Below are 22,402 nucleotides of genomic sequence, written 5' to 3' on the forward strand. Positions count from 1 at the left end.
GATGAAAGTGTCCCCCTTCGTCCTGCTGCTGACAGGCTTTGTGATTTGGTCCGGCGCCTTCCTGCTTCTCTACGGGGCGCAGGCGACCGGATGCCATCTCGGCTGGCACCAGATCGATGTCGGTCCCACTTCGGCGCTGCGGCTGGTGCTCGCGTTCATGCTGATCGTCACACTGGGTCTGATCGGTGGCCTCCACTGGTATGCGACCAGGGAACTCACAGAGCCGCAAACCGATGAGGCGCGGCTTCTGCACAAGATCGCCGGCATGCTGCAGGTTGCGGCGCTGGTGGCAACGGTGATCACCTATGGCGGCGTGATGTGGCTGACGCTTTGCTAGAAGCTCGCCTCAGCCGCGACGGGCGGCATCAATCTTCGCCACGTCGATCTTGCCCATCTGCATCATCGCCTCGAAGGCACGCTTTGCCTCGTCGCCGCCAGCGGCCAAGGCTTCGGTCAGGGTGCGCGGTGTGATCTGCCAGTTGACACCCCATTTGTCCTTGCACCAGCCGCAGGCACTCTCCTGGCCGCCATTTCCGACAATGGCGCTCCAGTAACGGTCGGTCTCTTCCTGATCATCCGTTGCGATCTGGAAAGAGAAGGCTTCGCATTGTTTGAAGGCCGGGCCACCGTTAAGTCCCAGACAAGGGATGCCGCAAACGGTGAAATCGACGGTCAGCACATCGCCTGCCTTACCGGAGGGATAATCCGAGGGGGCACGGTGGACGGCTCTGACTTCTGAGTCGGGAAAGACAGAGGCGTAGAACTGAGCTGCGGTTTCGGCGTCACGGTCGTACCAGATGCAGATTTTGTTCTTTGCAATTGCCATGGATCATCCCTCCCCAAATTCCGAGGATCCCAAACTCCACACTGGAAGCAAGGTTCCGTCGAGGACGGCCCTCGCTTCCGCGTACGCCGACATCGCTCTGTCGGGGCCAAGAGAAGCGCCAAGCTCAGGCTGCGTTCAGATCCGCCGTTTCGCCGAAGCCGATGATGAGTTTGGGGCTTGTCATGTCACCACTTTCCTCATCGACCTGGACAGAATAGGCGGCGACGCCGATGTGGCGGGCAGCCATGGCGGTGGCGATCTTTTCGGCGGCGGCAGCGCTGGAGGCCTGGCGCATTTCGCCGGGCACGACACTGCCGCGATTCATCTTGAAGGGAAGGACGATGAATTTTTGAGCGAGCGACATTTCGAGAACTCCCGTTTGTTCTCTTAATGTTCTCAAATGACCTAGATGTCAATGGAAAGCTTGTGCCGGGGGTTACCCCCCTCTTCCTTGCCAGGCATCTCCCCCACACGGGGGGAGATCGGACTACGGCGAGCGCGATGCTTGTGGCCCCTAGAACAGACCGACGCTGCCGGGCGGCGTCACCGGCGGGGGTGGCGGGGCGGGGTTGCCCTGCAGCAGAGGATCGCCTGAAGGCGGGAGACCGGCCGGCGCGCCGCCGATCACTTCCGTCGGAACCTCGACCGGCGCGTCCAGCGGCGGAAGGGCCGTCTGGTTGGGATCAATTTCCTGCGTCGTACCCTGGGTCGGATCGACAACTGCTGCACCCGGCTGAACCGAAGCGGCGGTCGGTGCCGGCGTCGCGGCGTCGGCCGGCTTTGCGGGCTCGGGCGCAAGCTTGGCAACGGCTTCAACGCCGGGCGGCGGAGGAACGTCCGACTCGACCTTGCAGCCGGTCAGCCAGACGTCATAGATCGGGTGTTCGACGGCGTTCAGCGCCGGGCTGTCGGCGAACATCCAGCCGGAAAAGATGCGGCGGATCTTGCGGTCGAGCGTGATCTCGTCAACCTCGATGAAGGCGTCGATCTTCTGGGCTTCGGTCTCATCGCGCGAATAGCAGACCTTGGGCGTCACCTGCAGGGCGCCGAACTGGACCGTTTCGTTGACATAGACGTCGAAGGTGGTGATGCGGCCGGTGATCTTGTCGATACCGGCGAATTCAGCGACGGGGTTTTCGAGGCGGGCGGCATCGGCTCTGCCGGCAAGGGTCAGGGAAGCCGCAGCAGCAAGCCCGACAACCGGAATGGCCCATGCCCATGCACTCAATTTCATCGTCCCGCTCGCTTTCATCGATCCACTGGAGGCCAGATACGAGAAGGGCCTCCCAGAAGAGGCCCTAACGCCGGATTATGGCCAAAACGGGTATCAGCTGCCCGGCGTCCAGGCATCGTAGTCGCCGGTGACGCGCGGACGCTCACCGGAAGCAGCAATCGAACCCTGCGGACGATAGGCAGCCGCCGTGCCGGTCGGGTTCGGGCGATGCGCCTTTTCCCATTCGCGCGGCTTGTAGTCTTCCTTCGACGGCGGCGTGTCGGTGCGGTAATGCATCCAGCCGTGCCAGCCAGCGGAAATCTTCGAGGCTTCGGCGTAACCGTTGTAGATCACCCAGCGCTTCGGCTGGCCCCAGCTCGTCATCGGGCCTTCGTAATAGACATTGCCGAATTCGTCTTCGCCGACGCGCTTGCCGTGCCGCCAGGTGAAGAAACGGGTCCCCATGGTCTGGCCGTTCCACCAGGTGAAGATCTGCAAGAGGAGCTGCTTCATCGTGTATCCTTGGGCAATTAACGCAGGCCGCAGGACGGCCTTGTCGAACCTGTCTCGCTTATGCCGCCTCACCATCGGCTTGTCCAGTGATTCCCCGTCGCACCCCCGTCATTTCAGCCTGATCTTGAAGCCGATATGGGAGGCCTTGAAGCCCAGCCGCTGATAGAAGCGATGGGCGTCCTTGCGCGCGGCATTGGAGGTCAGCTGGACGAGGCGCATGCCGTCCGCCCTCGCCTTCTCGACGGCAAACTCGATCATGGCGGCGCCGATACCCCTGCCCCGCATATCGGCGCGCGTCTGGACGGCCTCGATGATCAAGTTGCTGCTGCCGCAGGCCGTCAGGGTGGTGGTGACCATGGTCTGGAAGGTCCCGACCACTTCCGCATCGAGTTCTGCCACATAGAGCGTCTCGTTCGGCGAGGCGGCAATACGTTGGAAAGCGGCGTGATAGTCGGGCAAGGCTGCCGGATCGGTCGTGTCGCCATGGCCGCCGAGCGGATCGTCGGCGAAGAGGGCGACGATCGCTTCCAGATCATTTTCGGTCGCTTCCCTTATCTGCATTGTTTGGACTTGCATGCCGGCTCCGCTCTTGCGCTAGTCTGGCCTTCCAATATCGATCCCGGGGGACGTCTTGATGACAAACATGCGACGACTGCTGACAATTCTGTCCGTAATCTTATGCTGCACGCCACTTCAGGCGCAGGAAAATCGACGCCAGGCAATCGCCTATGCGCAAGCCTACGAGATGAGTTCGGGTCTGTGCATCGAGAAGACGACCGCCAATGCGATCGATTGCGCGGTAAAGCGATGCATAGAAGGCGGCGGAACCGCCGAGTTCTGCGACGTCAATGCATCCTGTTATCCAGCCAACTGGAGCGTCGATATCTTCATGATGGCCGATGGCGGACCGCACTGGCATACATTCTCCTGCGGCTGGCAGACCAGAGAGCTCGCGCTCAAGGCGGCGGAGCTTGCCTGCAGCAATGCCAAAGACAACAATCTCGTCGAGTGCAGCGTGGTACAACTGATCGATGAAGACGGCACCGTGACGGAGCCACCATTCAACTGAAAATCACGGCAGCGAGAAGCCGCTCACTTGAGCGGCTTTTCCATGATCAGTGCTTCGATCCCGCTGTCGGGACCGCCACAATTCTTCGTGCGATCGACCTCGACGAAGTCGTGCGCTTCATAAAAGGCGATGGCACCCGCATTCTGCGGCTCGACCTCGAGGCGCAGGATCTCCGCATCCGGGAAGCAGGTTTCGATCTCGGCAAAGAGATCGCGGCCGATGCCCTGGCGCTGGTGATCGGGATGGACATAAAGCTGGTGCAGGATGGCGGTCTTGGTGAGCTTTTCAGACATGGCCGCAAAGGCCATGCCACCGATCCGCTTGCCGTCATCGGCGACGAGATATTCGCCGCCTTTCACATGAATGCGCCGCTTGATCTCAGCCGGCGAATGCCAGGCCGCGATCAGCTCGGCGACCTTGGCCGGCCCATAGAACCGGTCATAGGCCGCGTGGAAACTCTGCGTCAGCAAGGCGCGGAGCGGCTCGACATCCCGATCGGTCGCCGTGCGGACGAAGAACACCGGCTTTACTCCTCCGGCAGACCGAGCTTGGCCTTGACCAGCGCCTGGACGGCCTGCGGGTTGGCCTTGCCGCCGGTTGCCTTCATCACCTGGCCGACGAACCAGCCGGCAAGCGTCGGCTTGGCGAGCACCTTGGCAACCTGATCCGGATTGGCGGCGATGATCTCGTCGACGGCCTTTTCGATGGCGCCGGTGTCGGTCACCTGGCGCATGCCGCGCGCTTCGACGATTTCAGCCGGATCGCCGCCCTCGTTCCAGACGATCTCGAACAGGTCCTTCGCGATCTTGCCAGAGATGGTCTCAGACTTGATCAGGTCGATGATGCCGCCGAGCTGGGCGGGCGAAACCGGAGTCTCTTCAATGGCTTTGCCGGCTTTGTTCAAGGCGCCCAGCAAGTCGTTGATGACCCAGTTGGCGGCCGTCTTGCCGTCACGGCCTGCGGCCACGGCTTCGAAATAGTCGGCGATCGCCTTTTCCGAGACGAGGACCGAGGCGTCGTAGACGGAGAGGCCGAGTTCGGCGACGAAGCGGGCCTTCTTGTCGTCGGGCAGTTCCGGCAGGCTCTTCTTCAGCGCTTCGACGAAGGCATCGTCGAATTCGAGCGGCAGCAGATCCGGATCGGGGAAATAGCGATAGTCATGCGCATCTTCCTTGGAGCGCATCGAGCGCGTCTCACCCTTGCCCGGATCGAAGAGGCGGGTTTCCTGGTCGATCGTGCCGCCATCCTCGATGATCGCGATCTGGCGACGGGCTTCGTATTCGATGGCCTGGCCGATGAAGCGGATCGAATTGACGTTCTTGATCTCGCAGCGCGTGCCGAATTCGCCGCCCGGCTTGCGCACGGAGACGTTGACGTCGGCGCGCATCGAGCCTTCGTCCATATTGCCGTCGCAGGTGCCGAGGTAACGCACGATCGAGCGCAGCTTGGTCATATAGGCCTTGGCTTCGTCGGACGAGCGCATGTCGGGCTTCGAGACGATTTCCATCAGCGCCACGCCCGAGCGGTTGAGATCAACGTAGGACATGGTCGGATGCTGGTCATGCATCGACTTGCCGGCATCCTGCTCCAGATGCAGGCGTTCGATGCCGATTTCGATATCCTCGAAATTGCCCTGTCGGTCAGGACCGAGGGATATGATGATCTTGCCCTCGCCGACAACAGGGTCCTTGAACTGCGAGATCTGATAGCCCTGCGGCAGGTCCGGATAGAAGTAGTTCTTGCGGTCAAAGATCGAGCGCTTGTTGATCTGCGCCTTCAGGCCGAGACCGGTGCGCACGGCCTGGGCCACGCATTCCTCGTTGATGACGGGCAACATGCCGGGCATGGCTGCATCGACGAGCGAGACGTTGGCGTTCGGCGCATTGCCGAAGACCGTCGAAGCGCCAGAGAACAGCTTGGAATTCGACAGGACCTGCGCATGGACCTCCATGCCGATGATGACTTCCCAGTCGCCGGTGGCGCCGGGAATGAAGCGTTTCGGATCGGGTGTGCGGGTGTCTACCAGGGTCATCGGATGCTCGTGTCATGCTTGGACGTGTTGCCTCGTGAGGTAGAGCAATTGCGCCGAAGGTGCAAGGCTGGAGAGGGTTCGAAGCTCGTGCGGACAAGGGATGTTGCGTGAAGGCGAACGTTAAGGGGTGGGCGGATAGAAAAGTGTATGCCCGACCTGCTGCTCCCCTTGCCTGCGATCCCTATCCTTGCCCTCCTGGTTGTCTGGAACCTTGCGACGCTGATGGCCTTCGGCCTCGACAAGCGAGCCGCCATCCATGGACATCGCCGGGTGCCCGAGAAACGTCTGGTGACGATGATCGTGTTCTTCGGGGCGTTCGGGGCTTTTGCCGGACAGCGGTTCTTTCGGCACAAGACGAAGAAGGCGCCGTTTACCTGGCTGGTGCCGGCCATGGCGTTGATCCAGACCGCCGTGCTGGCGACCCTGTTGACCGGACAGGCTTCAGAATTCCTGGCCGTAGCCGCTTCCGGCGGGATCTGAGAGCGACTTGGAGAGGCCCACCGACTGAACATCGCGATCGAGCTTCGGATTGTAACTGACCGTCAGCCAGTTCACCGAATAGCCCTTCTTCTCGAAGAATTTCAGGGCATCGCTGTTCATCGCATGGGTCTGCAGGCGTGCAAGCGAGATACCCTGGGCTTTCAGCTCGCCCTCCACGGCCTTGAGCAGCGCGCCGCCGAGACCCTGGCCCTCGACATCAGGATCTATCCAGAAGTCGGTAATCGTCTCATCCATATCCTCGCGGGCGGCCCAGCCAACGGGAACGCCGGATTTCTCGACGATCGTGATGGTGATCCAGCCCTCCTCGGTGAAGCGGGCAAAGGCCTCGCGCGCATTGGCAGCCATCTCGGCCGCCTCGCCCACCGATGCCATCGCCTTTCGCCAGGCACGCATGCCGATCTCCGTCAGGAGTTCTGCATCGTCCTGTCGCGCCTTGCGGATCGTGACCATCCTCACCTCTTCGTTGCAAACAGTAAAACACCGGGGATGATTCTTGACCAGAGTGTGTGGCCTTGACGCAATAGACGCATCGCAGCGGACAGTGATACCGTCGGTGGGTCAACAGGAGTTTTGATGTTCGGTTTGTCCGAGACCCGGTAAAGGCCCTGCCCGCGATCCCGTGATAGGGCTCGACCGGCCAGGGCCAGAAAACGAAGCCCCGACGCCTTGAGGCGCCGGACCCGTTTTCATGCGCAGCAATCTGCGCTTCTCCGGACATCAGACAATGGACATATCACGCTCAGACCAGCGTATCCTTCACCTCATGGCCCAAGGCGGCTGGATCGAGATCCACCGCGACGACCGACGCAAGATCGAAAAGGCTCTGTGCTTCTCCCGCGACGGCTGGCTCTATCCCGGTTTCGATCTTGAGCTGTTTCGCAGGCTCAAACGCTTGAAGGCGATCAGCTCGAGACAGGGCAAACCGTATCGCATCACCGAACGGGGATTGCGGCTCGTGAGGTCGGAGCTGGACAATAGGTGAGTTAAAGGCCAAGACTTGCCGAGCACTACATTCGTAGTTACATTTGCACATGAACTATGAATGGGACGCCGCGAAGAATGTCGTCAACCAGATCAAGCACGGAATCTCTTTCGAGGAAGCCCGGCTGATCTTCGAGGGCGATGTTCTGACCGGCGTCGATAGCCGTCGCGACTACGGAGAGACCCGCTATACCAGCATCGGCGCCATCGAAGGTCTGATCGTGATTGCAGTCGTTCACACCGACCGAAATGGCATCGTCAGAATCATATCCGCTCGTCTGGCAAACAGAAGAGAAAGGCAGAAGTATCATGACCATCTCCGCCGCTCGTCTTAAGGAGTTACAGTCCCGGTCGGACGCGGACATTGACTACAGCGACATCCCAGAGCTCGACGATGCTTTCTTCGAGACGGCTGTGCTGGTCACACCATCGACCAAAACGCAGATCACCGTCCGGCTCGACAGCGATGTGCTGGACTGGTTTCGTCAGCAAGGCAAGGGCTATCAGACGCGGATGAATGCCGTGCTCAAGGCCTATATGGAAAGCCAACGGCGTCGGTCGCGCTAGAACACATGCTGCATCTTCACCTTGTCGACCATCATGCCCATCGATGGGGAATGCTGCATGCCGCGCCAGACGATGGCGAAGCCCAGGTCCTTGTAGAGGCGGATCGCACCTTCGTTGGCGGCATGGGTGTCGATCCGCGCACGCTTTAGGCCTTCCGAGCGCATCTCGCGCAGGAGCCGCGAGACGAGCGCCGAGCCGACGCCGAGGCCCTGATGTGAGGGGCTCACCCAGAGGTCGGAGATGTAGTCGCGGGCGCCTTCGCGGGCGGTCCAGCCGACGATCTCGTCCCCGAGTTCTCCGACTGTTATCAGGCTGAAATGCTCCTGGGAAAAGCGGCGGATATTCAGGCGGATCTTGACCATCATATCGACGCCGAAGGCATTGAGCACCGGATTGGCGGCCCAGGCGTCGAACCCGACACGGCCGACGCTGTCTGCATCGGCCGCAGTCATATCACGGATGACGAAGTCCCTTACCACCACTTGGCCGGCGTGAACTTGCCGGCGGCCTGTTCGATGACATGGGCGGTCTTGAAGAGGGTTTCTTCCTCGAAAGGCTTGCCGATGACCTGGAGGCCAAGCGGCAGGCCCTTGTTGTCGAGGCCTGCAGGAACGGAGATGCCCGGGAGGCCGGCCATATTGAGCGTGATGGTGAAGACGTCCTGCAGGTACATCTTGACCGGATCGGCAGCCAGTTCCTTGTCGCCGATGGCGAAAGCAGAGGACGGCGTGATCGGGGCGAGGATCGCATCGACGCCGGCTTCGAACGCGAGTTCGAAGTCGCGCTTGATCAGGGTGCGGACCTTCTGGGCCTTCAGGTAGTAGGCGTCGTAGTAGCCGGCCGAGAGCACGTAGGTGCCGATCATGATGCGGCGCTGGACTTCCTTGCCGAAGCCGGCTGCACGGGTCTTCTCGTACATGTCGACGATGTCCTTGCCGTCAACCCGCAGGCCGTAGCGGACGCCGTCGTAACGGGCAAGGTTGGAAGACGCTTCGGCCGGCGCCACGATGTAATAGGCCGGAAGGGCGTATTTGGTGTGCGGCAGGGAGATGTCGACGATTTCGGCACCGGCTTCCTTGAGCCAGGCGATACCCTGTTGCCAGAGCGCGTCGATTTCTTCCGACATGCCTTCGACGCGGTATTCCTTGGGAATGCCGATCTTCATGCCCTTGACCGAGCCGCCAATCGCCTTTTCGTAGTCTGGAACGGGCAGATCGACCGAGGTCGTGTCCTTCGGATCGACGCTTGCCATGGACTTAAGGAGGATTGCCGCATCGCGCACATCACGGGCGATCGGTCCGGCCTGGTCGAGCGACGACGCGAAGGCGACGATGCCCCAACGCGAGCAGCGGCCATAGGTCGGCTTAATGCCGACAGTGCCCGTAAAGGCGGCCGGCTGGCGGATCGAGCCGCCGGTGTCGGTGGCGGTCGCACCGGCGCAGAGATGGGCGGCGACGGCGACGGCGGAACCACCCGACGAGCCACCGGGTACGCGCTTCTCGTCGGAGCCATTCGCCTTCCACGGATTGACGGCGGGACCGTAGTAGGAGCTCTCGTTCGACGACCCCATGGCGAACTCGTCCATGTTGAGCTTGCCCAGCATGACGGCACCAGCATCCCAGAGGTTCTGGGTGACGGTCGATTCGTACTTGGGCTTGAAGCCGTCGAGGATGTGGCTGCAGGCCTGGGTGTGGACGTCGCGGGTGGCGAACAGGTCCTTGACGCCGAGCGGGATGCCTTCGAGCACACCGGCTTTGCCATCAGCGATCCTGATATCGGACGCCTTGGCCATGTCGCGGGCCACATCCGGGGTGACGGCGACATAGGCGTTCAGCGCGCCATTCGCAGCCTCGATCGCGGAGAGATAGGCATCCGTCAATTCGACGGCCTTGATCTCCTTGGCGACGAGTTTCGCGCGGGCTTCGGCGATGGTGAGGCTGGTCAATTCGCTCATGGCAGGTTCACTTCAAACTGTCGGCGGGCCGGCAGGCCCTCAAGAAACGGGAGACGGTCTCAGAATGCAGATGGCGTCTTATTCGACGACCTTCGGCACCTGGAAGAAATTGCGATCGGTGGCGGGCGCATTGGCGACGATATCGTCGGCCTTGTTGCCATCGGTGACGGCATCCTCGCGCTTTTTCATGGCCATCGGCGTCACCGAGGTCATCGGCTCGACACCGGTGACGTCCACTTCATCCAACTGCTCGACGAAACCGAGAATGCCATTCAATTCCCCGGTCATGCGTGCGGCATCCTCCTCGCTGACAGCGATGCGGGCAAGGCGGGCGACGCGCTTGACGGTGGCGAGGTCAACAGACATGGCATTCTCCGGATAAGCTGTTTTCTTCGCTATAATGGCCGTCAAGCGCAGGCGCAACGGGGTTTGTCAGACCGTGACGGCCGATCCGGCCTGGGGAGCGACGACGCGGGTGCGCGTACCATCCATGCCGGCAATGAATTTTTCAGGCGTCTGGTCGATGATCGGAAACGAGCCATAGTGGCAGGGGATCGCCGTCTTGAAGTCGAAGAAGCGCTGGCAGGCGAGTGCGGCAACCGCGCCGCCCATGGTGAAGCGATCGCCGATCGGCACGATGCCGACATCCGGCTGGTGCAGTTCGTTGATCAGCTTCATGTCGGAGAAGATGTCAGTGTCGCCCATGTGGAGGACGGAAGCCTCGTCATCGAAATGCAGCATCAGGCCGTTGGCATTGCCAAGCGCGTGCGACACACCGTCTTCGGTGACCTGTGCGGAAGAATGCAGCGCATTGGTGAAGGTGACGGTGAAGCCTTCGAAATGGATGGTGCCGCCGGTATTGCCCATTTCGAGCTTGTCGACGCCCTTGGTGCCGAGCCAGGCTGCGAGATCGGCATTGGCCAGCACGGTTGCGCCGGTATCCTTGGCAAGCTGAACCGTGTCGCCAACATGGTCGCCATGTCCATGGGTGAGCAGAATATGCGTAATGCCCTTGGTCATCTCCTTGCGGTCGAGACCGGCAAAGCCCGGATTATGGGTGAGGAAGGGATCGATGAGGATCGATGCCTTGGCCGAGTCGAGGCGAAAGGCGGCGTGGCCGAGCCAGGTGATTTTCATGAAACGAGTCTCCGGGGTTTGACTATCATCGCAATATATGGCGTGCCCCTCCGGCGGCAACGGGCGAGCCGAGTTGCTTATGGGGCGGCACTGGTCTAAGCCGCCAGCATGACAGCCGTAGCGCTGCGCACAAGAAGGGATCCGACCATGGCCGATGACGACTACGTGTATGACGAGGCGACCGGCGAATGGCGGCCCGCATCGGAAATCGCTGCGGCTGCTGCGGCCAAGCCTGTGGCGCGTGACGCGTCCGGGACGGAGCTTGCCGATGGCGACTCGGTGGTGCTGATCAAGGACCTCAAGGTCAAGGGCGCCGGCCAGACGCTGAAGCAGGGCACGGTCATCCGGTCAATCCGGCTGACCGACGATCCCGAGCATGTCGATTGCCGCTATGACGGGATCAAGGGCCTCGTGCTCAGAACCGAATTCGTGCGCAAGCGCTGATCAGCGGGCAAGACAGATCATGGCGACCTTGACGATCGAGGAACTGGCAGAACGGTTGAAGCCCGGCGAGGCGATTGCCGGGCTCGATCTTGGCACGAAGACGATCGGGCTATCGGCGTCGGATCTCGGCCGCCGCTTCGCCACCCCTCGCCCGGTCATCAAGCGGGTGAAGTTCACTCAGGACGCCGAGGTTCTGCTCGCCTTTGCGGCGAAGGAGAAAGTCGTCGCCTTCGTGATCGGGTTGCCGGTCAACATGGATGGCTCGTCCGGGCCGCGTGTGCAGGCGACGCGGGCCTTCGTTCGCTCGATGTCGGAAAAAACGGACATCCCCTTCGTCTATTGGGACGAGCGGCTATCGACGGTCGCCGCAGAGCGGGCGCTTCTCGAAATGGATGTGTCGCGGGCCAAGCGCAGCGAGCGGATTGATTCCGCTGCTGCGAGCTTCATTCTTCAGGGCGCGCTGGACAGGCTCTCGGCACTCGCCCGCGCTTCGGACAACGCCGCCGACTTTTCCTGACGGGCCAGCCACCAGGCCTTGATCTGCTTGCGACGGCGGAAGCCAAGGATCGCAAACAGGATAAGGCTGTCGACGATGATGGCACGCAGCACCAGCGGGGGGATCGTCTCGGGCGCGATGCCGAGAATGTCTCCATAGACCTGGAAGACCAGATCATGGGCATCGCGCGTCAGCATGAAGATGCCGAAGCTCATGTCGTAGTAGGACAGACCGTACCAGGCGCCCAGGATCGTGATGGGCAGAGCCCATAAAAGCAGAAGTGTCTTCATGCCGTTTCCGCCTTTTGATCGAACGGCAAGTCATTTGCCGAAGGCCAGTTTTCCACCAGCCATTTCAGGGAAGCCATGACGGTCAACACGGCAGCCGGGACGGCGATGTCGAGCGCCAGCCCCGAGAAAAACACCATCATCATGATGGTTGCCACCGGTCGTGCACCAAGCGCGTCCGTCACCACTTCGCCCTTTAACGTCTGTCCCGCCCAAAAGGTGGCCCGTTCGGCTGTCCGGCGCAACGTAAACCCTTTGTTAAGGTTAACGCCGCCTGTGGATGAAGAGTTTCAGAGCCTTGCTGGAAAATGTCTTGGATACGCGATTTCCCATTGAATGCGAGGGATGTCGGGGCTAACCCTCCCCTGCCCGCCAGACTGGACCTATCATGCTGATCATCTTCGAAAGCATTCTGCCGATCTTCCTGCTCGTGATTCTCGGGGTGATTCTCAAACGCAGCGCACTCATCAACGAAAGCTTCTGGGGTGGTCTTGAGCAATTCGGCTACTTCTTGCTGTTCCCTGCGCTGCTCTTTCAGACCCTCGCCACGACGGACTTCTCATCCCTGAACAGCGGCGGCATCGGTCTGGTATCGCTCATGGCGGTTTGCGTGATGACGGCTCTCGTGCTTGCAGTCTGGCCAATTCTGCGCGGCCGAGGCATGACGGGTCGAACCTATACCTCCGTCTTCCAGACCTCGACGCGGTGGAATGGCTTCATGGCGCTGGCGATCGCCGAAAAGCTCACCGGCGAAACGGGGCTGGCGGTCATCGCCATCATCATGGCGTCGATCATCGTGCCGCTCAATCTCATCAATGTCGGCGTGCTCGTGTGGTTCTCGGGGGAAAGCCGGGGCCTCAAAACCTTCGTGCTCCGCATCGTCACGAACCCGATCATCATCGGGGCGGTCTGCGGTGTTCTTGTCAATGTGACGGGGATCCCGGTCTACGCGCCTGTCATGACGGCTGTCGATCTGATCGCCAGCGCCTCGCTCGGCCTCGGTCTGGTCACGGTCGGAGCCGGTCTGCGGATCGTGGATGCACTGAAACCCCAGCCAAGCGTCCTGCTGACACTGGGTTTCAAACTGATCATCTTTCCCGCTGTCGCCGTCCTGCTGGCTCTCGCCTTCGGATTTTCGGGCGAGGTTCTGGTGATGATCGCGCTCGGTGCTGCCGTCCCGACCGCCATGAATGGCTATGTACTGGCCAAGCAGATGGGCGGCGATGCCGATCTCTATGCGGCAGCGGCCACCGTTCAAACGGTCGCCGCATTCTTCACGATCCCGGTCGTGCTCTACCTCGCCGGTCAGGTGGCCGGCGGGTAAAGCAGATCCAGCACGTAGCGCGAATCGAAGCGCGCATCGAGCACGCCATAGGTATGGCGCCAGCCGCCCGCGAGGCGTGATTCGAGGAAGGCATCGGCGATCTTGCCGGCCCCTAGGCGATAAAGCTCTGCGGCACCGGCAGCGAGCGCCAGTTGCTCGATCAAGAGGCGACCGGCGGCTTCATCGCGTTCGGCAAGCGCCGTTGCCGCACGCAGCACTTCCACGGTCTTCTTGCCGGAGGGGCCGAGATCGCGCTCAAGGCCGGCAAACAGCGTTTCGAAGAGATCCTTGCCGCGGCTGAGCACGCGCAGGACGTCGAGCGCCATGACATTGCCGGAGCCTTCCCAGATCGCGTTGACCGGGGCCTCGCGATAATGGCGGGCGATCGGGCGCTCCTCGACATAACCATTGCCGCCGATGCATTCCATGGCCTCATAGATCAGCGCGGGCGCAATCTTGCAGATCCAGTATTTGGCAACCGGCGTCATGACACGGGCATAGGCCGCGTCAACAGGGCTCTCGCGCGCCTTGTCGAAGCTGTCGGCGAGACGGAAGGCAAGTGCAGTGGCTGCAGCCACGTCGAGCGCCATGTCGGCCAACACGCGGGTCATCATCGGCTGGTCGATCAGGTTCTTGCCGAAGACCATGCGGCCACGCACGTGATGCACGGCCTCGGCCATGGAGGCACGCATCATGCCGGCCGATGAGAGCGCGCAGTCGAGACGCGTCAGCGTCACCATATCGAGGATGGTGCGCACGCCATCGCCGGGCGTGCCAAGCAGGAAGCCGAAGGTTTCGGAGAATTCGACTTCGGACGAGGCATTGGAGCGGTTGCCAAGCTTGTCCTTCAGACGCTGAAATTCGAGACCGTTGGCAGAGCCGTCTTCCAACAGACGGGGCACGAGGAAGCAGCCCATGCCGTCCTTGGTCTGAGCGAGCATGACGAAGGCGTCGCTCATCGGCGCCGACATGAACCACTTGTGGCCGGAGAGACGGTAGATCCCCTCGCCCACGCGCTCGCCCGAGGTGGTGTTGGCGCGCACGTCCGTGCCGCCCTGTTTTTCGGTCATGCCCATGCCGATGGTCACGGCGCTCTTCTGCATCGGCGGCTTGTTGCTGCTGTCGTATTTGCGCGACAGGATGCGCGGCGTCCATTCCTTCTGAACCGCCGGCGAGGCCACGAGAGCGGCGACCGAGGCGCTGGTCATGGTGAGCGGGCAGAGATGCCCCGATTTCGAGCTGGGCCGTCAGGAAGAACCTGACCGCGCGGGCCTTGTGTTCATGGCCACGGGCTTCCGGTGCATTTTCCCAGACGGAGGAGTGCAGGCCAGACGCCATCGAGCGGCGCATCAGGGCATGCCAGGCTGGATGGAATTCGACGACATCGAGACGTTCGCCGCGCGCTCCATGGGTTCTCAGCTGCGGCGGGCTGGCATTGGCCATGCGCGCCAGTTCCTGGGCTTCCGGCGATGTCACATATTTGCCGATGACATCGTATTCCTCGCGCAAGGGGCGTGACAGCGACGAGGTGAGATCAACGAGCAGAGGATCGGCACGATAGGCGTTGACGCCGGACCAGGGCTTGGGCTGGTTCAGCGCTGCGAGTTTTTCTTCAGTCCGGTTCATCAATCTTGCCGATCTCGTGGGGAGGCGCGCCTTGCAGCAACAATGCTGCGCCTGTCAAATTTCCGATGCGGTCGAAGCATCCAGGGCGCAAAATGCGCCGGTGTTCCCTACCTTCTCTTCGCTCCTATTACATGGGGACCGTGCGTCAATCCACCTAGCATGTGCTTGCCGGGTCCGATCCCACACTTTATAGACCGCGTGACACCTCAGGAGGACGTCCATGGTCTTCTTTCCCCATCGCCATCTCATCGGCATCAAGGGCCTTACCGAGCAGGACATCACGTACCTTCTCGACAAGGCGGACGAAGCCGTCAAAATCAGCCGCCAGCGGGAGAAGAAGACTTCGACGCTGAGGGGCCTCACCCAGATCAACCTTTTCTTCGAAGCCTCGACACGGACTCAAGCGTCGTTCGAGCTTGCGGGCAAACGCCTTGGCGCTGACGTGATGAACATGTCGGTGGGCAATTCCTCCGTGAAGAAGGGCGAAACGCTGATCGACACGGCGATGACGCTGAACGCCATGCGGCCGGACGTGCTGGTGGTGCGCCACTCTTCGGCGGGTGCTGCTGCTCTGCTTGCGCAGAAGGTTGCCTGCTCCGTGGTCAATGCCGGCGACGGACAGCATGAGCATCCGACCCAGGCGCTTCTCGATGCGCTGACCATCCGTCGCGCCAAGGGCAAGCTGTCGCGCATCATCGTGGCGATCTGCGGCGATGTGCTGCATTCGCGCGTGGCACGCTCCAATATCCTGCTGCTCAATGCCATGGGTGCCCGCGTCCGCGTCGTCGCACCTGCGACGCTGCTGCCAGCAGGGATCGCCGACATGGGCTGCGAGGTCTTCCACGACATGAAGGAAGGGCTCAAAGACGCCGACGTCGTGATGATGCTGCGCCTGCAGCGCGAGCGCATGTCCGGCTCCTTCGTGCCTTCGGTGCGCGAATACTTCCATTTCTACGGGCTCGACTCCGAAAAGCTCAAAGCTGCCAAGGAGGATGCGCTCGTCATGCATCCGGGTCCAATGAACCGTGGTGTCGAGATCGCCTCCGAAGTTGCCGACGGTCCGCAGAGCGTGATCGAAAGCCAGGTCGAGATGGGTGTTGCAGTGCGCATGGCGGTGATGGAGACGCTGCTCGTCTCGCAAAATCAAGGTCCACGTTCGGAGGGAATGGGCGCATGAACAAGCCTCTCGTCCTCAAGAATGTCAGGATCGTCGATCCCTCGCGCAAGCTGGACGAAGTCGGCACTGTTATCGTCGGCCATGACGGGCTGATCCTTGCGGCTGGCGCCGATGCGCAGAACCAGGGCGCACCCGAGGGTGCCGAAATCCGCGATTGCAGAGGCCTCACCGCCGTTCCGGGTCTCGTCGATGCGCGCGTTTTCGTCGGTGAGCCGGGATCGGAACATCGCGAGACGATTGCATCGGCAAGCCGTGCGGCGGCGGCCGGCGGCATCACCTCCTTCATCATGATGCCGGAGACGGATCCCGTCATCGACGACATCGCGCTCGTTGAATTTGTGAAGAAGACGGCCCGCGATACGGCGAGCGTCAACGTCTATCCGGCAGCGGCTCTGACCAAGGGCATGACCAGCGCCGAGATGACCGAGATGGGTCTCTTGCAGCAGGCCGGTGCGGTTGCCTTCACCAATGGTCGCCATGGGCTGAACGACACGCAGGTGCTGCGCCGTGCGATGACCTATGCCCGCGAGTTTGGCGCCGTGATCGCACTCGAAACACGCGAAAAATATCTGGCGGCCAATGGCGTCATGAATGAAGGGCTGCTCGCGAGCTGGCTCGGGCTCGGCGGCATCCCGCGCGAAACCGAGATCATCCCGCTCGAGCGCGACCTCAGGATCGCGGCGCTGACGCGCGCCAAGTATCACGCCTCGCAGATCTCGGTGCCGGAATCGGTCGAGGCCATCCAGGTGGCACGCAAGCGCGGCGCCAAGGTCACCTGCGGCATCTCGATCAACCACCTGAGCCTCAACGAAAACGACATCGGCGAGTACCGGACCTTCTTCAAGCTCTATCCGCCACTGCGGTCGGAAGACGACCGCATGGCGATGGTCGATGCGCTGGCCAAGGGGCAGATCGACATCATCGTCTCGTCGCATGATCCGCAGGACGTCGACACCAAGCGGCTGCCCTTCGGCGAGGCGGCGGACGGCGCGATCGGGCTCGAGACCATGCTGTCGGCGGCCCTTCGCCTGCATCATGCCGGTCAGGTGCCGCTGATGCGGCTGATCGACGCCATGTCGACACGGCCTGCCGAGATCTTCGGCCTGCCCGGCGGCACGCTGAAGCCGGGTGCGTCGGGAGACATTGCGCTTATCGATCTCGATGAACCGTGGCTCGTCTCGCGTGACAGCCTGCTGGCCCGCTCGAAGAACACGCCGTTCGAAGACGCCCGCTTTTCGGGACGCGCCGTTGCGACCTATGTCGCCGGCAAGTGCGTCCATATGCTCTGAGGGATAGACAGACATGTCCGACATCAACTTCGCCTTCCTCGACTGGCAGACGGTCGCGATCGTCAGCCTGTTCGGCTATATTCTCGGCTCCGTGCCGTTCGGCCTGCTGCTGACCAAGATGGCCGGTCTCGGCGATCTGCGCTCGATCGGGTCGGGCAATATCGGCGCCACCAACGTGCTGCGCACCGGCAACAAGAAGCTTGCGGCGGCCACCCTTTTGCTGGATGCCTTCAAGGCAACGGCAGCGGCTGTCATCGCGCAGTCCGTGTTTGGCGGCGATGCCGGGCTGATCGGCGGCTTTGCGGCCTTTATCGGACACCTCTTCCCCGTCTGGCTCGGCTTCAAGGGCGGCAAGGGAGTTGCGACCTATATCGGCACGCTGCTCGGCGTCGCGCCAATCATGGTGCTGGTCTTCGCCATCGTCTGGCTCTCCGTCGCCTTCCTCTCTCGCTACTCTTCGTTGTCCGCCCTGGTTGCGACACTTGTCATTCCGGTTGCATTGTGGATACTCGGAAGCCAGGAAGCCGCGTTGGTGACGGCGCTGATGACGGTAATCACCTACTGGCGCCACAAAGAGAATATCGAGCGTTTGATTTCGGGAACGGAAAGCAAGATCGGCAAAAAGGGCTAGAGGAGAGCCATGGGGTCAGGTGGCGCAAGACGAACAGGGATTGCGCTGACGGACCGGCAGAGAATTGCCTGGTTGAGGCTGATCCGCAGCGACAATGTCGGACCTGCCACCTTCCGCGATCTGATCAACCACTTCGGCTCGGCAGAGGCTGCACTGGAAGCGCTTCCAGAGCTCTCTCGACGGGGTGGGTCGACCCGCAGCATCCGTATTGCGACCGTGGCCGATGCGGAGCGCGAGATCGAAACGGCTCGCCGCTTCGGCGCCCGGTTCATCGGCATCGGCGAGCCCGACTATCCGCCCACCCTTCGCCAGATCGACGCCGCCCCTCCTCTGATTGCGGCCAAGGGCGACCTCGGCGTGGCCGGTCTGCCGGCCGTTGGTATCGTCGGGTCTCGCAATGCCTCGATCAGCGGGGCGAAGTTTGCGGCGATGATGGCACGCGACATCGGCAATGCGGGCTACAGCATCATTTCCGGACTGGCCCGCGGGATCGATGCGGCGGCGCACCGGGCCAGTCTAGAGACCGGCACCATTGCGGCCATGGCCGGGGGGCTCGACCAGCCCTATCCTCCGGAGAATATCGACCTTCTCGACCAGATCTGCAGCGGCCGGGGTCTGGCGATCTCGGAAATGCCCTTCGGTTGGGAGCCCAGGGCTCGGGATTTTCCAAGGCGCAACCGGCTAATCGCAGGGGTAGCGCTCGGAGTGGTGGTGATCGAGGCTGCGGCCCGCTCCGGCTCGCTGATCACGGCTCGACTGGCCGGCGAGTTCGGCCGCCTGGTGTTCGCCGTACCCGGCTCACCGCTCGACCCGCGCTGCGAGGGGACAAACGGCCTTTTGAAGGACGGGGCGACGGTGACGACGAAGCCGCAGGATGTGCTGCAGGCGCTCGCCCCGATTTCGGAACTTGATCTCTTCAGTTCCAACGAGGCCGACGAGCCTGCCGAAGATGACACCGGAGGCCGGTCGCTGGCGCCGCCGCCGAATGACGACGAACGGCTCGTCATCATTCAATCGCTCGGGCCCACCCCGGTGGAGATCGACGACATCATCCGCCACACTGGGCTTGCCGCCTCTTCCGTCTATCTCGTCTTGCTGGAGCTCGATATTGCCGGCCGACTAGAGCGGCATGCGGGGGGCTTTGTCTCGCTGAGCATGATGGATTGAGAGGGCCCGACGACCGGCCTGAACATCGCCGGCCTCAACATAGGCCATCTCGATCAGGTAGCACAGCATTTCGGCGCCCTCGTTTTCCGCAACCATCCGCAACTCGGCGAGCATCTGGCGGATATAGGCGATGTTCTCCATGGTGCGGCTTCCCCGACCATTCATGTCGATTGTGTCTCGTGCCATCGCTCTCGCCCGTCGTCACCGGAGGTCGCCACAACCAGACCTCGCCATACCCTGCAAAATACAATAGATCATTTATCTAAGATTGCAATCTACCTATGATCTCCTATCGGTTGTATTGATCCATAGGTCGTAAAATGGGGTCCGCCTCTTGACCGCAGGCGTTTCGCCCTCCATGTCGGAAAACCGTGTTCCGAAGACGGTGGTGCGGTGCCGCTGATCGGATCCGTTGAAGGTACATCTGTCCAATGAACGTCGTAGTCGTAGAATCCCCGGCCAAGGCCAAGACGATCAACAAGTATCTGGGATCCGGATACAAGGTGCTCGCCTCGTTCGGCCATGTGCGCGATCTGCCAGCCAAGGATGGCTCCGTTCTCCCGGACCAGGATTTCGAGATGTTCTGGGAGGTGGATACCGCTTCGCAGAAGCGGATGAAGGACATTGCCGATGCGGTGAAGTCCTCCGACAGCCTGTTTCTCGCGACCGACCCGGATCGCGAAGGAGAAGCGATTTCCTGGCACGTGCTCGACCTTCTGAAAAAGAAGCGCGTCATCGGCGACAAGCCGGTCAAGCGCGTCGTCTTCAACGCGATCACCAAAAAGGCCGTGCTCGATGCCATGGCCAATCCGCGTGATATCGACACACCGCTGGTCGATGCCTATCTCGCCCGCCGTGCGCTCGATTATCTCGTCGGCTTCAACCTGTCGCCGGTTCTCTGGCGCAAGCTGCCGGGCGCCCGTTCGGCAGGCCGCGTGCAGTCGGTGGCGCTGCGCCTGGTCTGCGACCGCGAAAACGAGATCGAGCGTTTCGTCGCCGAGGAATACTGGAATATCTCCGCACTCCTGAAGACGCCGCGCGGCGACGAGTTCGAGGCAAAGCTGGTCTCGCATCTCGGCAAGCGCATCCAGCGCAATTCGGTCACCAATGGCGATCAGGCGGCGACCATCAAGGCGCTTCTGGAAGGGGCCCGCTACGGCGTGGAGAGCGTCGAGGCGAAGCCCGTCAAGCGCAATCCCGGCCCGCCCTTCACAACCTCCACTCTGCAGCAGGCTGCGTCCTCCAAGCTCGGTTTCTCGGCCTCGCGCACCATGCAGATCGCCCAGAAGCTTTACGAGGGTATCGATATCGGCGGCGAGACCGTTGGTCTGATCACCTATATGCGTACCGATGGCGTGCAGATGGCACCCGAAGCCATCGATGCCGCACGCGCTGCCGTGCTCGACCAGTTCGGCCCGCGTTACGTTCCGGAAAAGCCGCGCTTCTACTCCACCAAGGCGAAGAACGCCCAGGAAGCCCACGAAGCCATCCGCCCGACGGACTTCAACCGCTCGCCGGACAAGCTGCGCCGCTTCCTCGACAGCGACCAGATGCGGCTTTACGACCTGATCTGGAAACGCGGCATCGCCAGCCAGATGGCATCCGCCGAGATCGAGCGCACGACCGTTGAAATCCTCGCCGACAACAATGGTGAAAAGGCCGGCCTGCGCGCCGTCGGTTCGGTCATCCGGTTCGACGGCTTCATCGCTGCCTATACCGACCAGCGCGAGGAAGGCGAAGCACCCGAGGATGGTGACGACGAGGATGGTCGTCTGCCCGAGATCAACGCGCGGGAGGCGCTGGCCAAGCAGAAGGTCAGTGCCAGCCAGCATTTCACCGAGCCGCCGCCGCGTTACTCGGAGGCGTCGCTGATCAAGAAGATGGAAGAGCTCGGCATCGGTCGTCCGTCGACCTATGCGGCGACACTGAAGACGCTGAGCGACCGCGAATATGTGATCACCGACAAGCGCAAGCTGGTGCCGCATTCGAAGGGACGGCTGGTCACGGCGTTCCTCGAAAACTTCTTCACCAAATATGTCGAATACGACTTCACGGCCGATCTCGAAGAGAAGCTCGACAAGATCTCGGCGGGCGAGCTGAACTGGAAGGACGTGCTGCGCGCCTTCTGGCAGGACTTCTTCGCCCAGATCGAAGACACCAAGGAACTTCGCGTCACCAACGTGCTCGATGCGCTGAACGAGGCGCTGGCACCGCTCGTCTTCCCCAAGCGTGAAGACGGTTCTGATCCGCGCATCTGCCAGGTCTGCGGCACGGGCAACCTGTCGCTCAAGCTCGGCAAGTATGGCGCCTTTGTCGGCTGCTCGAACTATCCGGAATGCAATTTCACGCGCCAGCTGACCAATGACGGTGGCGCGGAAGCGGAGGCCGGCGGCAGCAACGAGCCGCGCGCGCTCGGCAAGGATCCGGTGACGGAAGAAGAGATCACACTGCGGTCGGGCCGGTTCGGGCCCTATATCCAGCGTGGTGACGGCAAGGAGGCCAAGCGCTCGTCGCTGCCGAAGGGGTGGACGCCTGCCTCGATCGACCTGGAAAAGGCCCTTTCGCTGCTGGCGCTGCCGCGCGATGTCGGTCCGCATCCGGAGACCGGCAAGATGATTTCGGCCGGTCTCGGTCGCTATGGACCCTTTGTGCTGCATGACGGGACCTATGCCAATCTCGAAGGCATCGAAGATGTCCTTTCAATCGGCATCAACCGCGCCGTAACGGTGCTGGCGGAAAAGCAGAGCAAGGGCCCCGGCGGGCGCGGAGGTGCGGCGGCGGCCGCATTGAAGGAACTCGGGGAACATCCCGACGGTGGCGCGATGACCGTGCGCGACGGCCGCTACGGCCCTTATGTGAACTGGGGCAAGGTCAATGCGACCCTGCCCAAGGGCAAGGACCCGCAGAGCGTGACCGTCGAGGAAGCCCTCGTGCTGATCGCCGAGCGTGCGGCCAAGGACGGCGGCGGCAAGACCAAGGCGAAGAAGGCTCCGGCCAAGGCTGCCAAGGCAAAGTCGGATGACGGTGCTGCCGAAAAGCCGAAGAAGGCTGCGGCCAAGCCGAAGGCGGCAGCATCCAAGAAGGCCCCCGCAAAGGCAAAGACAACAAAGAAGAGTGCGACTTGAGCAAGAGACACCGCGACCCCTCCGAGATCCCCGGCTCCGGCAA

The 22,402-nt window shown here is 61.9% G+C and carries 28 protein-coding genes and 2 pseudogenes; 14 read left to right on the forward strand and 16 right to left on the reverse strand.

From position 1 onward, the window contains the following. The first annotated feature begins 1 nt into the window (after position 1). Positions 2 to 337: a hypothetical protein gene (locus AC1PUL_RS09625; protein ID WP_480468089.1), complete on the forward strand. Its 336-nt coding sequence runs from the start codon at positions 2 to 4 to the stop codon at positions 335 to 337. A gap of 9 nt (positions 338 to 346) precedes the next feature. Here AC1PUL_RS09625 and AC1PUL_RS09630 read toward each other — a convergent pair whose 3' ends face one another. The 5 genes and pseudogenes from AC1PUL_RS09630 to AC1PUL_RS09650 form a co-directional block, all read right to left on the reverse strand. After that, complete coding sequence (locus AC1PUL_RS09630; protein ID WP_480468548.1) at positions 347 to 820, reverse strand: VOC family protein; 474 nt, start codon at positions 818 to 820, stop codon at positions 347 to 349. Positions 821 to 950: 130 nt separating this feature from the next. Next, positions 951 to 1,190 carry a hypothetical protein gene (locus AC1PUL_RS09635; protein WP_480468090.1) on the reverse strand — a complete coding sequence of 80 codons (240 nt, stop codon included), beginning with the start codon at positions 1,188 to 1,190 and terminating at the stop codon, positions 951 to 953. A gap of 435 nt (positions 1,191 to 1,625) precedes the next feature. Continuing rightward, positions 1,626 to 2,060, reverse strand: a pseudogene (locus AC1PUL_RS09640) (DUF2155 domain-containing protein); the annotation flags it as partial. Between the two features lie 93 nt (positions 2,061 to 2,153). Continuing rightward, positions 2,154 to 2,552: an NADH:ubiquinone oxidoreductase subunit NDUFA12 gene (locus AC1PUL_RS09645; RefSeq protein ID WP_298469253.1), complete on the reverse strand. Its 399-nt coding sequence runs from the start codon at positions 2,550 to 2,552 to the stop codon at positions 2,154 to 2,156. 108 nt (positions 2,553 to 2,660) lie between these two features. Then, positions 2,661 to 3,128 carry an N-acetyltransferase family protein gene (locus AC1PUL_RS09650; RefSeq protein WP_480468091.1) on the reverse strand — a complete coding sequence of 156 codons (468 nt, stop codon included), beginning with the start codon at positions 3,126 to 3,128 and terminating at the stop codon, positions 2,661 to 2,663. A 67-nt stretch (positions 3,129 to 3,195) separates the two neighbouring features. Here AC1PUL_RS09650 and AC1PUL_RS09655 point away from each other — a divergent pair, with 67 nt between their 5' ends. Further along, positions 3,196 to 3,621, forward strand: coding sequence for a hypothetical protein (locus AC1PUL_RS09655; RefSeq protein ID WP_480468093.1), 426 nt, complete (start codon positions 3,196 to 3,198; stop codon positions 3,619 to 3,621). Positions 3,622 to 3,644: 23 nt separating this feature from the next. On the opposite strand, the gene AC1PUL_RS09660 is transcribed toward AC1PUL_RS09655, so the two are convergent. Then, positions 3,645 to 4,142, reverse strand: coding sequence for an N-acetyltransferase family protein (locus AC1PUL_RS09660; RefSeq protein ID WP_480468094.1), 498 nt, complete (start codon positions 4,140 to 4,142; stop codon positions 3,645 to 3,647). Between the two features lie 5 nt (positions 4,143 to 4,147). Then, complete coding sequence (gatB, locus tag AC1PUL_RS09665; protein WP_480468095.1) at positions 4,148 to 5,653, reverse strand: Asp-tRNA(Asn)/Glu-tRNA(Gln) amidotransferase subunit GatB; 1,506 nt, start codon at positions 5,651 to 5,653, stop codon at positions 4,148 to 4,150. Between the two features lie 147 nt (positions 5,654 to 5,800). Between gatB and AC1PUL_RS09670 the strand changes: the two genes are divergently transcribed. Continuing rightward, complete coding sequence (locus AC1PUL_RS09670) at positions 5,801 to 6,133, forward strand: DUF1294 domain-containing protein (protein WP_480468096.1); 333 nt, start codon at positions 5,801 to 5,803, stop codon at positions 6,131 to 6,133. Here the strand turns inward: AC1PUL_RS09670 and AC1PUL_RS09675 are convergent. Next, positions 6,095 to 6,604 (reverse strand): N-acetyltransferase family protein, encoded by a 510-nt coding sequence (locus AC1PUL_RS09675; protein ID WP_480468098.1) that lies wholly within the window; start codon positions 6,602 to 6,604, stop codon positions 6,095 to 6,097. The genes AC1PUL_RS09670 and AC1PUL_RS09675 overlap by 39 nt on opposite strands. Positions 6,605 to 6,878: 274 nt before the next feature. Between AC1PUL_RS09675 and AC1PUL_RS09680 the strand changes: the two genes are divergently transcribed. From AC1PUL_RS09680 to AC1PUL_RS09690, 3 genes are read left to right on the forward strand one after another with little or no spacing between them, the layout of a single operon-like run. Next, positions 6,879 to 7,136 (forward strand): YjhX family toxin, encoded by a 258-nt coding sequence (locus tag AC1PUL_RS09680; protein WP_480468549.1) that lies wholly within the window; start codon positions 6,879 to 6,881, stop codon positions 7,134 to 7,136. 49 nt (positions 7,137 to 7,185) lie between these two features. Further along, complete coding sequence (locus tag AC1PUL_RS09685; protein WP_480468100.1) at positions 7,186 to 7,470, forward strand: BrnT family toxin; 285 nt, start codon at positions 7,186 to 7,188, stop codon at positions 7,468 to 7,470. Then, positions 7,445 to 7,702, forward strand: a complete 258-nt coding sequence (locus AC1PUL_RS09690) for a BrnA antitoxin family protein (RefSeq protein ID WP_480468102.1) — start codon at positions 7,445 to 7,447, stop codon at positions 7,700 to 7,702. Before AC1PUL_RS09685 ends, AC1PUL_RS09690 begins: the two co-directional genes overlap by 26 nt. On the opposite strand, the gene AC1PUL_RS09695 is transcribed toward AC1PUL_RS09690, so the two are convergent. The 4 genes from AC1PUL_RS09695 to AC1PUL_RS09710 all read right to left on the reverse strand — a co-directional run bounded on the left by AC1PUL_RS09695 (position 7,699) and on the right by AC1PUL_RS09710 (position 10,793). Then, positions 7,699 to 8,154 (reverse strand): GNAT family N-acetyltransferase, encoded by a 456-nt coding sequence (locus AC1PUL_RS09695; RefSeq protein ID WP_480468104.1) that lies wholly within the window; start codon positions 8,152 to 8,154, stop codon positions 7,699 to 7,701. The two genes, AC1PUL_RS09690 and AC1PUL_RS09695, sit on opposite strands and share 4 nt — an antisense overlap. Before the next feature lie 20 nt (positions 8,155 to 8,174). Continuing rightward, on the reverse strand, positions 8,175 to 9,656 hold the full coding sequence (gene gatA / locus AC1PUL_RS09700) for an Asp-tRNA(Asn)/Glu-tRNA(Gln) amidotransferase subunit GatA (protein ID WP_480468106.1): 1,482 nt from the start codon (positions 9,654 to 9,656) through the stop codon (positions 8,175 to 8,177). Positions 9,657 to 9,734: 78 nt separating this feature from the next. Then, positions 9,735 to 10,022, reverse strand: a complete 288-nt coding sequence (gatC, locus tag AC1PUL_RS09705) for an Asp-tRNA(Asn)/Glu-tRNA(Gln) amidotransferase subunit GatC (protein WP_480468108.1) — start codon at positions 10,020 to 10,022, stop codon at positions 9,735 to 9,737. 66 nt (positions 10,023 to 10,088) lie between these two features. Next, entirely contained in the window at positions 10,089 to 10,793 is a 705-nt protein-coding gene (locus tag AC1PUL_RS09710) for a metal-dependent hydrolase (protein WP_480468110.1), read from the reverse strand. A 147-nt stretch (positions 10,794 to 10,940) separates the two neighbouring features. Here AC1PUL_RS09710 and AC1PUL_RS09715 point away from each other — a divergent pair, with 147 nt between their 5' ends. Next, a complete protein-coding gene (locus tag AC1PUL_RS09715; protein WP_298469223.1) occupies positions 10,941 to 11,237 on the forward strand; it encodes an alkylphosphonate utilization protein in 297 nt (98 codons plus the stop codon). Between the two features lie 19 nt (positions 11,238 to 11,256). Then, a complete protein-coding gene (gene ruvX, locus AC1PUL_RS09720; RefSeq protein ID WP_480468112.1) occupies positions 11,257 to 11,754 on the forward strand; it encodes a Holliday junction resolvase RuvX in 498 nt (165 codons plus the stop codon). On the opposite strand, the gene AC1PUL_RS09725 is transcribed toward ruvX, so the two are convergent. Together AC1PUL_RS09725 and AC1PUL_RS09730 are read right to left on the reverse strand one after the other, a co-directional pair. Continuing rightward, positions 11,688 to 12,023 (reverse strand): DUF6105 family protein, encoded by a 336-nt coding sequence (locus AC1PUL_RS09725; RefSeq protein WP_480468113.1) that lies wholly within the window; start codon positions 12,021 to 12,023, stop codon positions 11,688 to 11,690. The two genes, ruvX and AC1PUL_RS09725, sit on opposite strands and share 67 nt — an antisense overlap. Beyond that, positions 12,020 to 12,265 (reverse strand): hypothetical protein, encoded by a 246-nt coding sequence (locus AC1PUL_RS09730; protein ID WP_480468115.1) that lies wholly within the window; start codon positions 12,263 to 12,265, stop codon positions 12,020 to 12,022. The genes AC1PUL_RS09725 and AC1PUL_RS09730 overlap by 4 nt, the downstream gene beginning before the upstream one ends. Positions 12,266 to 12,408: 143 nt before the next feature. Between AC1PUL_RS09730 and AC1PUL_RS09735 the strand changes: the two genes are divergently transcribed. Continuing rightward, positions 12,409 to 13,344 carry an AEC family transporter gene (locus AC1PUL_RS09735; protein WP_480468116.1) on the forward strand — a complete coding sequence of 312 codons (936 nt, stop codon included), beginning with the start codon at positions 12,409 to 12,411 and terminating at the stop codon, positions 13,342 to 13,344. Here the strand turns inward: AC1PUL_RS09735 and AC1PUL_RS09740 are convergent. Then, positions 13,326 to 14,970, reverse strand: a pseudogene (locus tag AC1PUL_RS09740) (acyl-CoA dehydrogenase family protein). The gene AC1PUL_RS09735 and the pseudogene AC1PUL_RS09740 sit on opposite strands and share 19 nt — an antisense overlap. Before the next feature lie 220 nt (positions 14,971 to 15,190). On the opposite strand from AC1PUL_RS09740, the gene AC1PUL_RS09745 reads away from it, so the two are divergent. Genes AC1PUL_RS09745 through dprA form a run of 4 tightly spaced genes read left to right on the forward strand, consistent with a single transcriptional unit; the run spans position 15,191 to position 19,234 of the window. Beyond that, entirely contained in the window at positions 15,191 to 16,147 is a 957-nt protein-coding gene (locus tag AC1PUL_RS09745; protein ID WP_480468117.1) for an aspartate carbamoyltransferase catalytic subunit, read from the forward strand. After that, positions 16,144 to 17,436, forward strand: coding sequence for a dihydroorotase (locus AC1PUL_RS09750; protein WP_480468118.1), 1,293 nt, complete (start codon positions 16,144 to 16,146; stop codon positions 17,434 to 17,436). Before AC1PUL_RS09745 ends, AC1PUL_RS09750 begins: the two co-directional genes overlap by 4 nt. 13 nt (positions 17,437 to 17,449) lie before the next feature. Next, positions 17,450 to 18,067: a glycerol-3-phosphate 1-O-acyltransferase PlsY gene (gene plsY, locus AC1PUL_RS09755; RefSeq protein WP_298469202.1), complete on the forward strand. Its 618-nt coding sequence runs from the start codon at positions 17,450 to 17,452 to the stop codon at positions 18,065 to 18,067. A gap of 9 nt (positions 18,068 to 18,076) precedes the next feature. Continuing rightward, positions 18,077 to 19,234, forward strand: a complete 1,158-nt coding sequence (dprA, locus tag AC1PUL_RS09760) for a DNA-processing protein DprA (protein WP_480468119.1) — start codon at positions 18,077 to 18,079, stop codon at positions 19,232 to 19,234. Here the strand turns inward: dprA and AC1PUL_RS09765 are convergent. Continuing rightward, positions 19,187 to 19,420, reverse strand: a complete 234-nt coding sequence (locus AC1PUL_RS09765; RefSeq protein WP_480468121.1) for a hypothetical protein — start codon at positions 19,418 to 19,420, stop codon at positions 19,187 to 19,189. The genes dprA and AC1PUL_RS09765 overlap by 48 nt on opposite strands. Positions 19,421 to 19,665: 245 nt before the next feature. Here AC1PUL_RS09765 and topA point away from each other — a divergent pair, with 245 nt between their 5' ends. Beyond that, a complete protein-coding gene (topA, locus tag AC1PUL_RS09770; protein ID WP_480468122.1) occupies positions 19,666 to 22,359 on the forward strand; it encodes a type I DNA topoisomerase in 2,694 nt (897 codons plus the stop codon). Positions 22,360 to 22,402 lie beyond the last annotated feature (43 nt).

It is taken from the genome of Rhizobium sp. P43 (genome assembly GCF_056730705.1).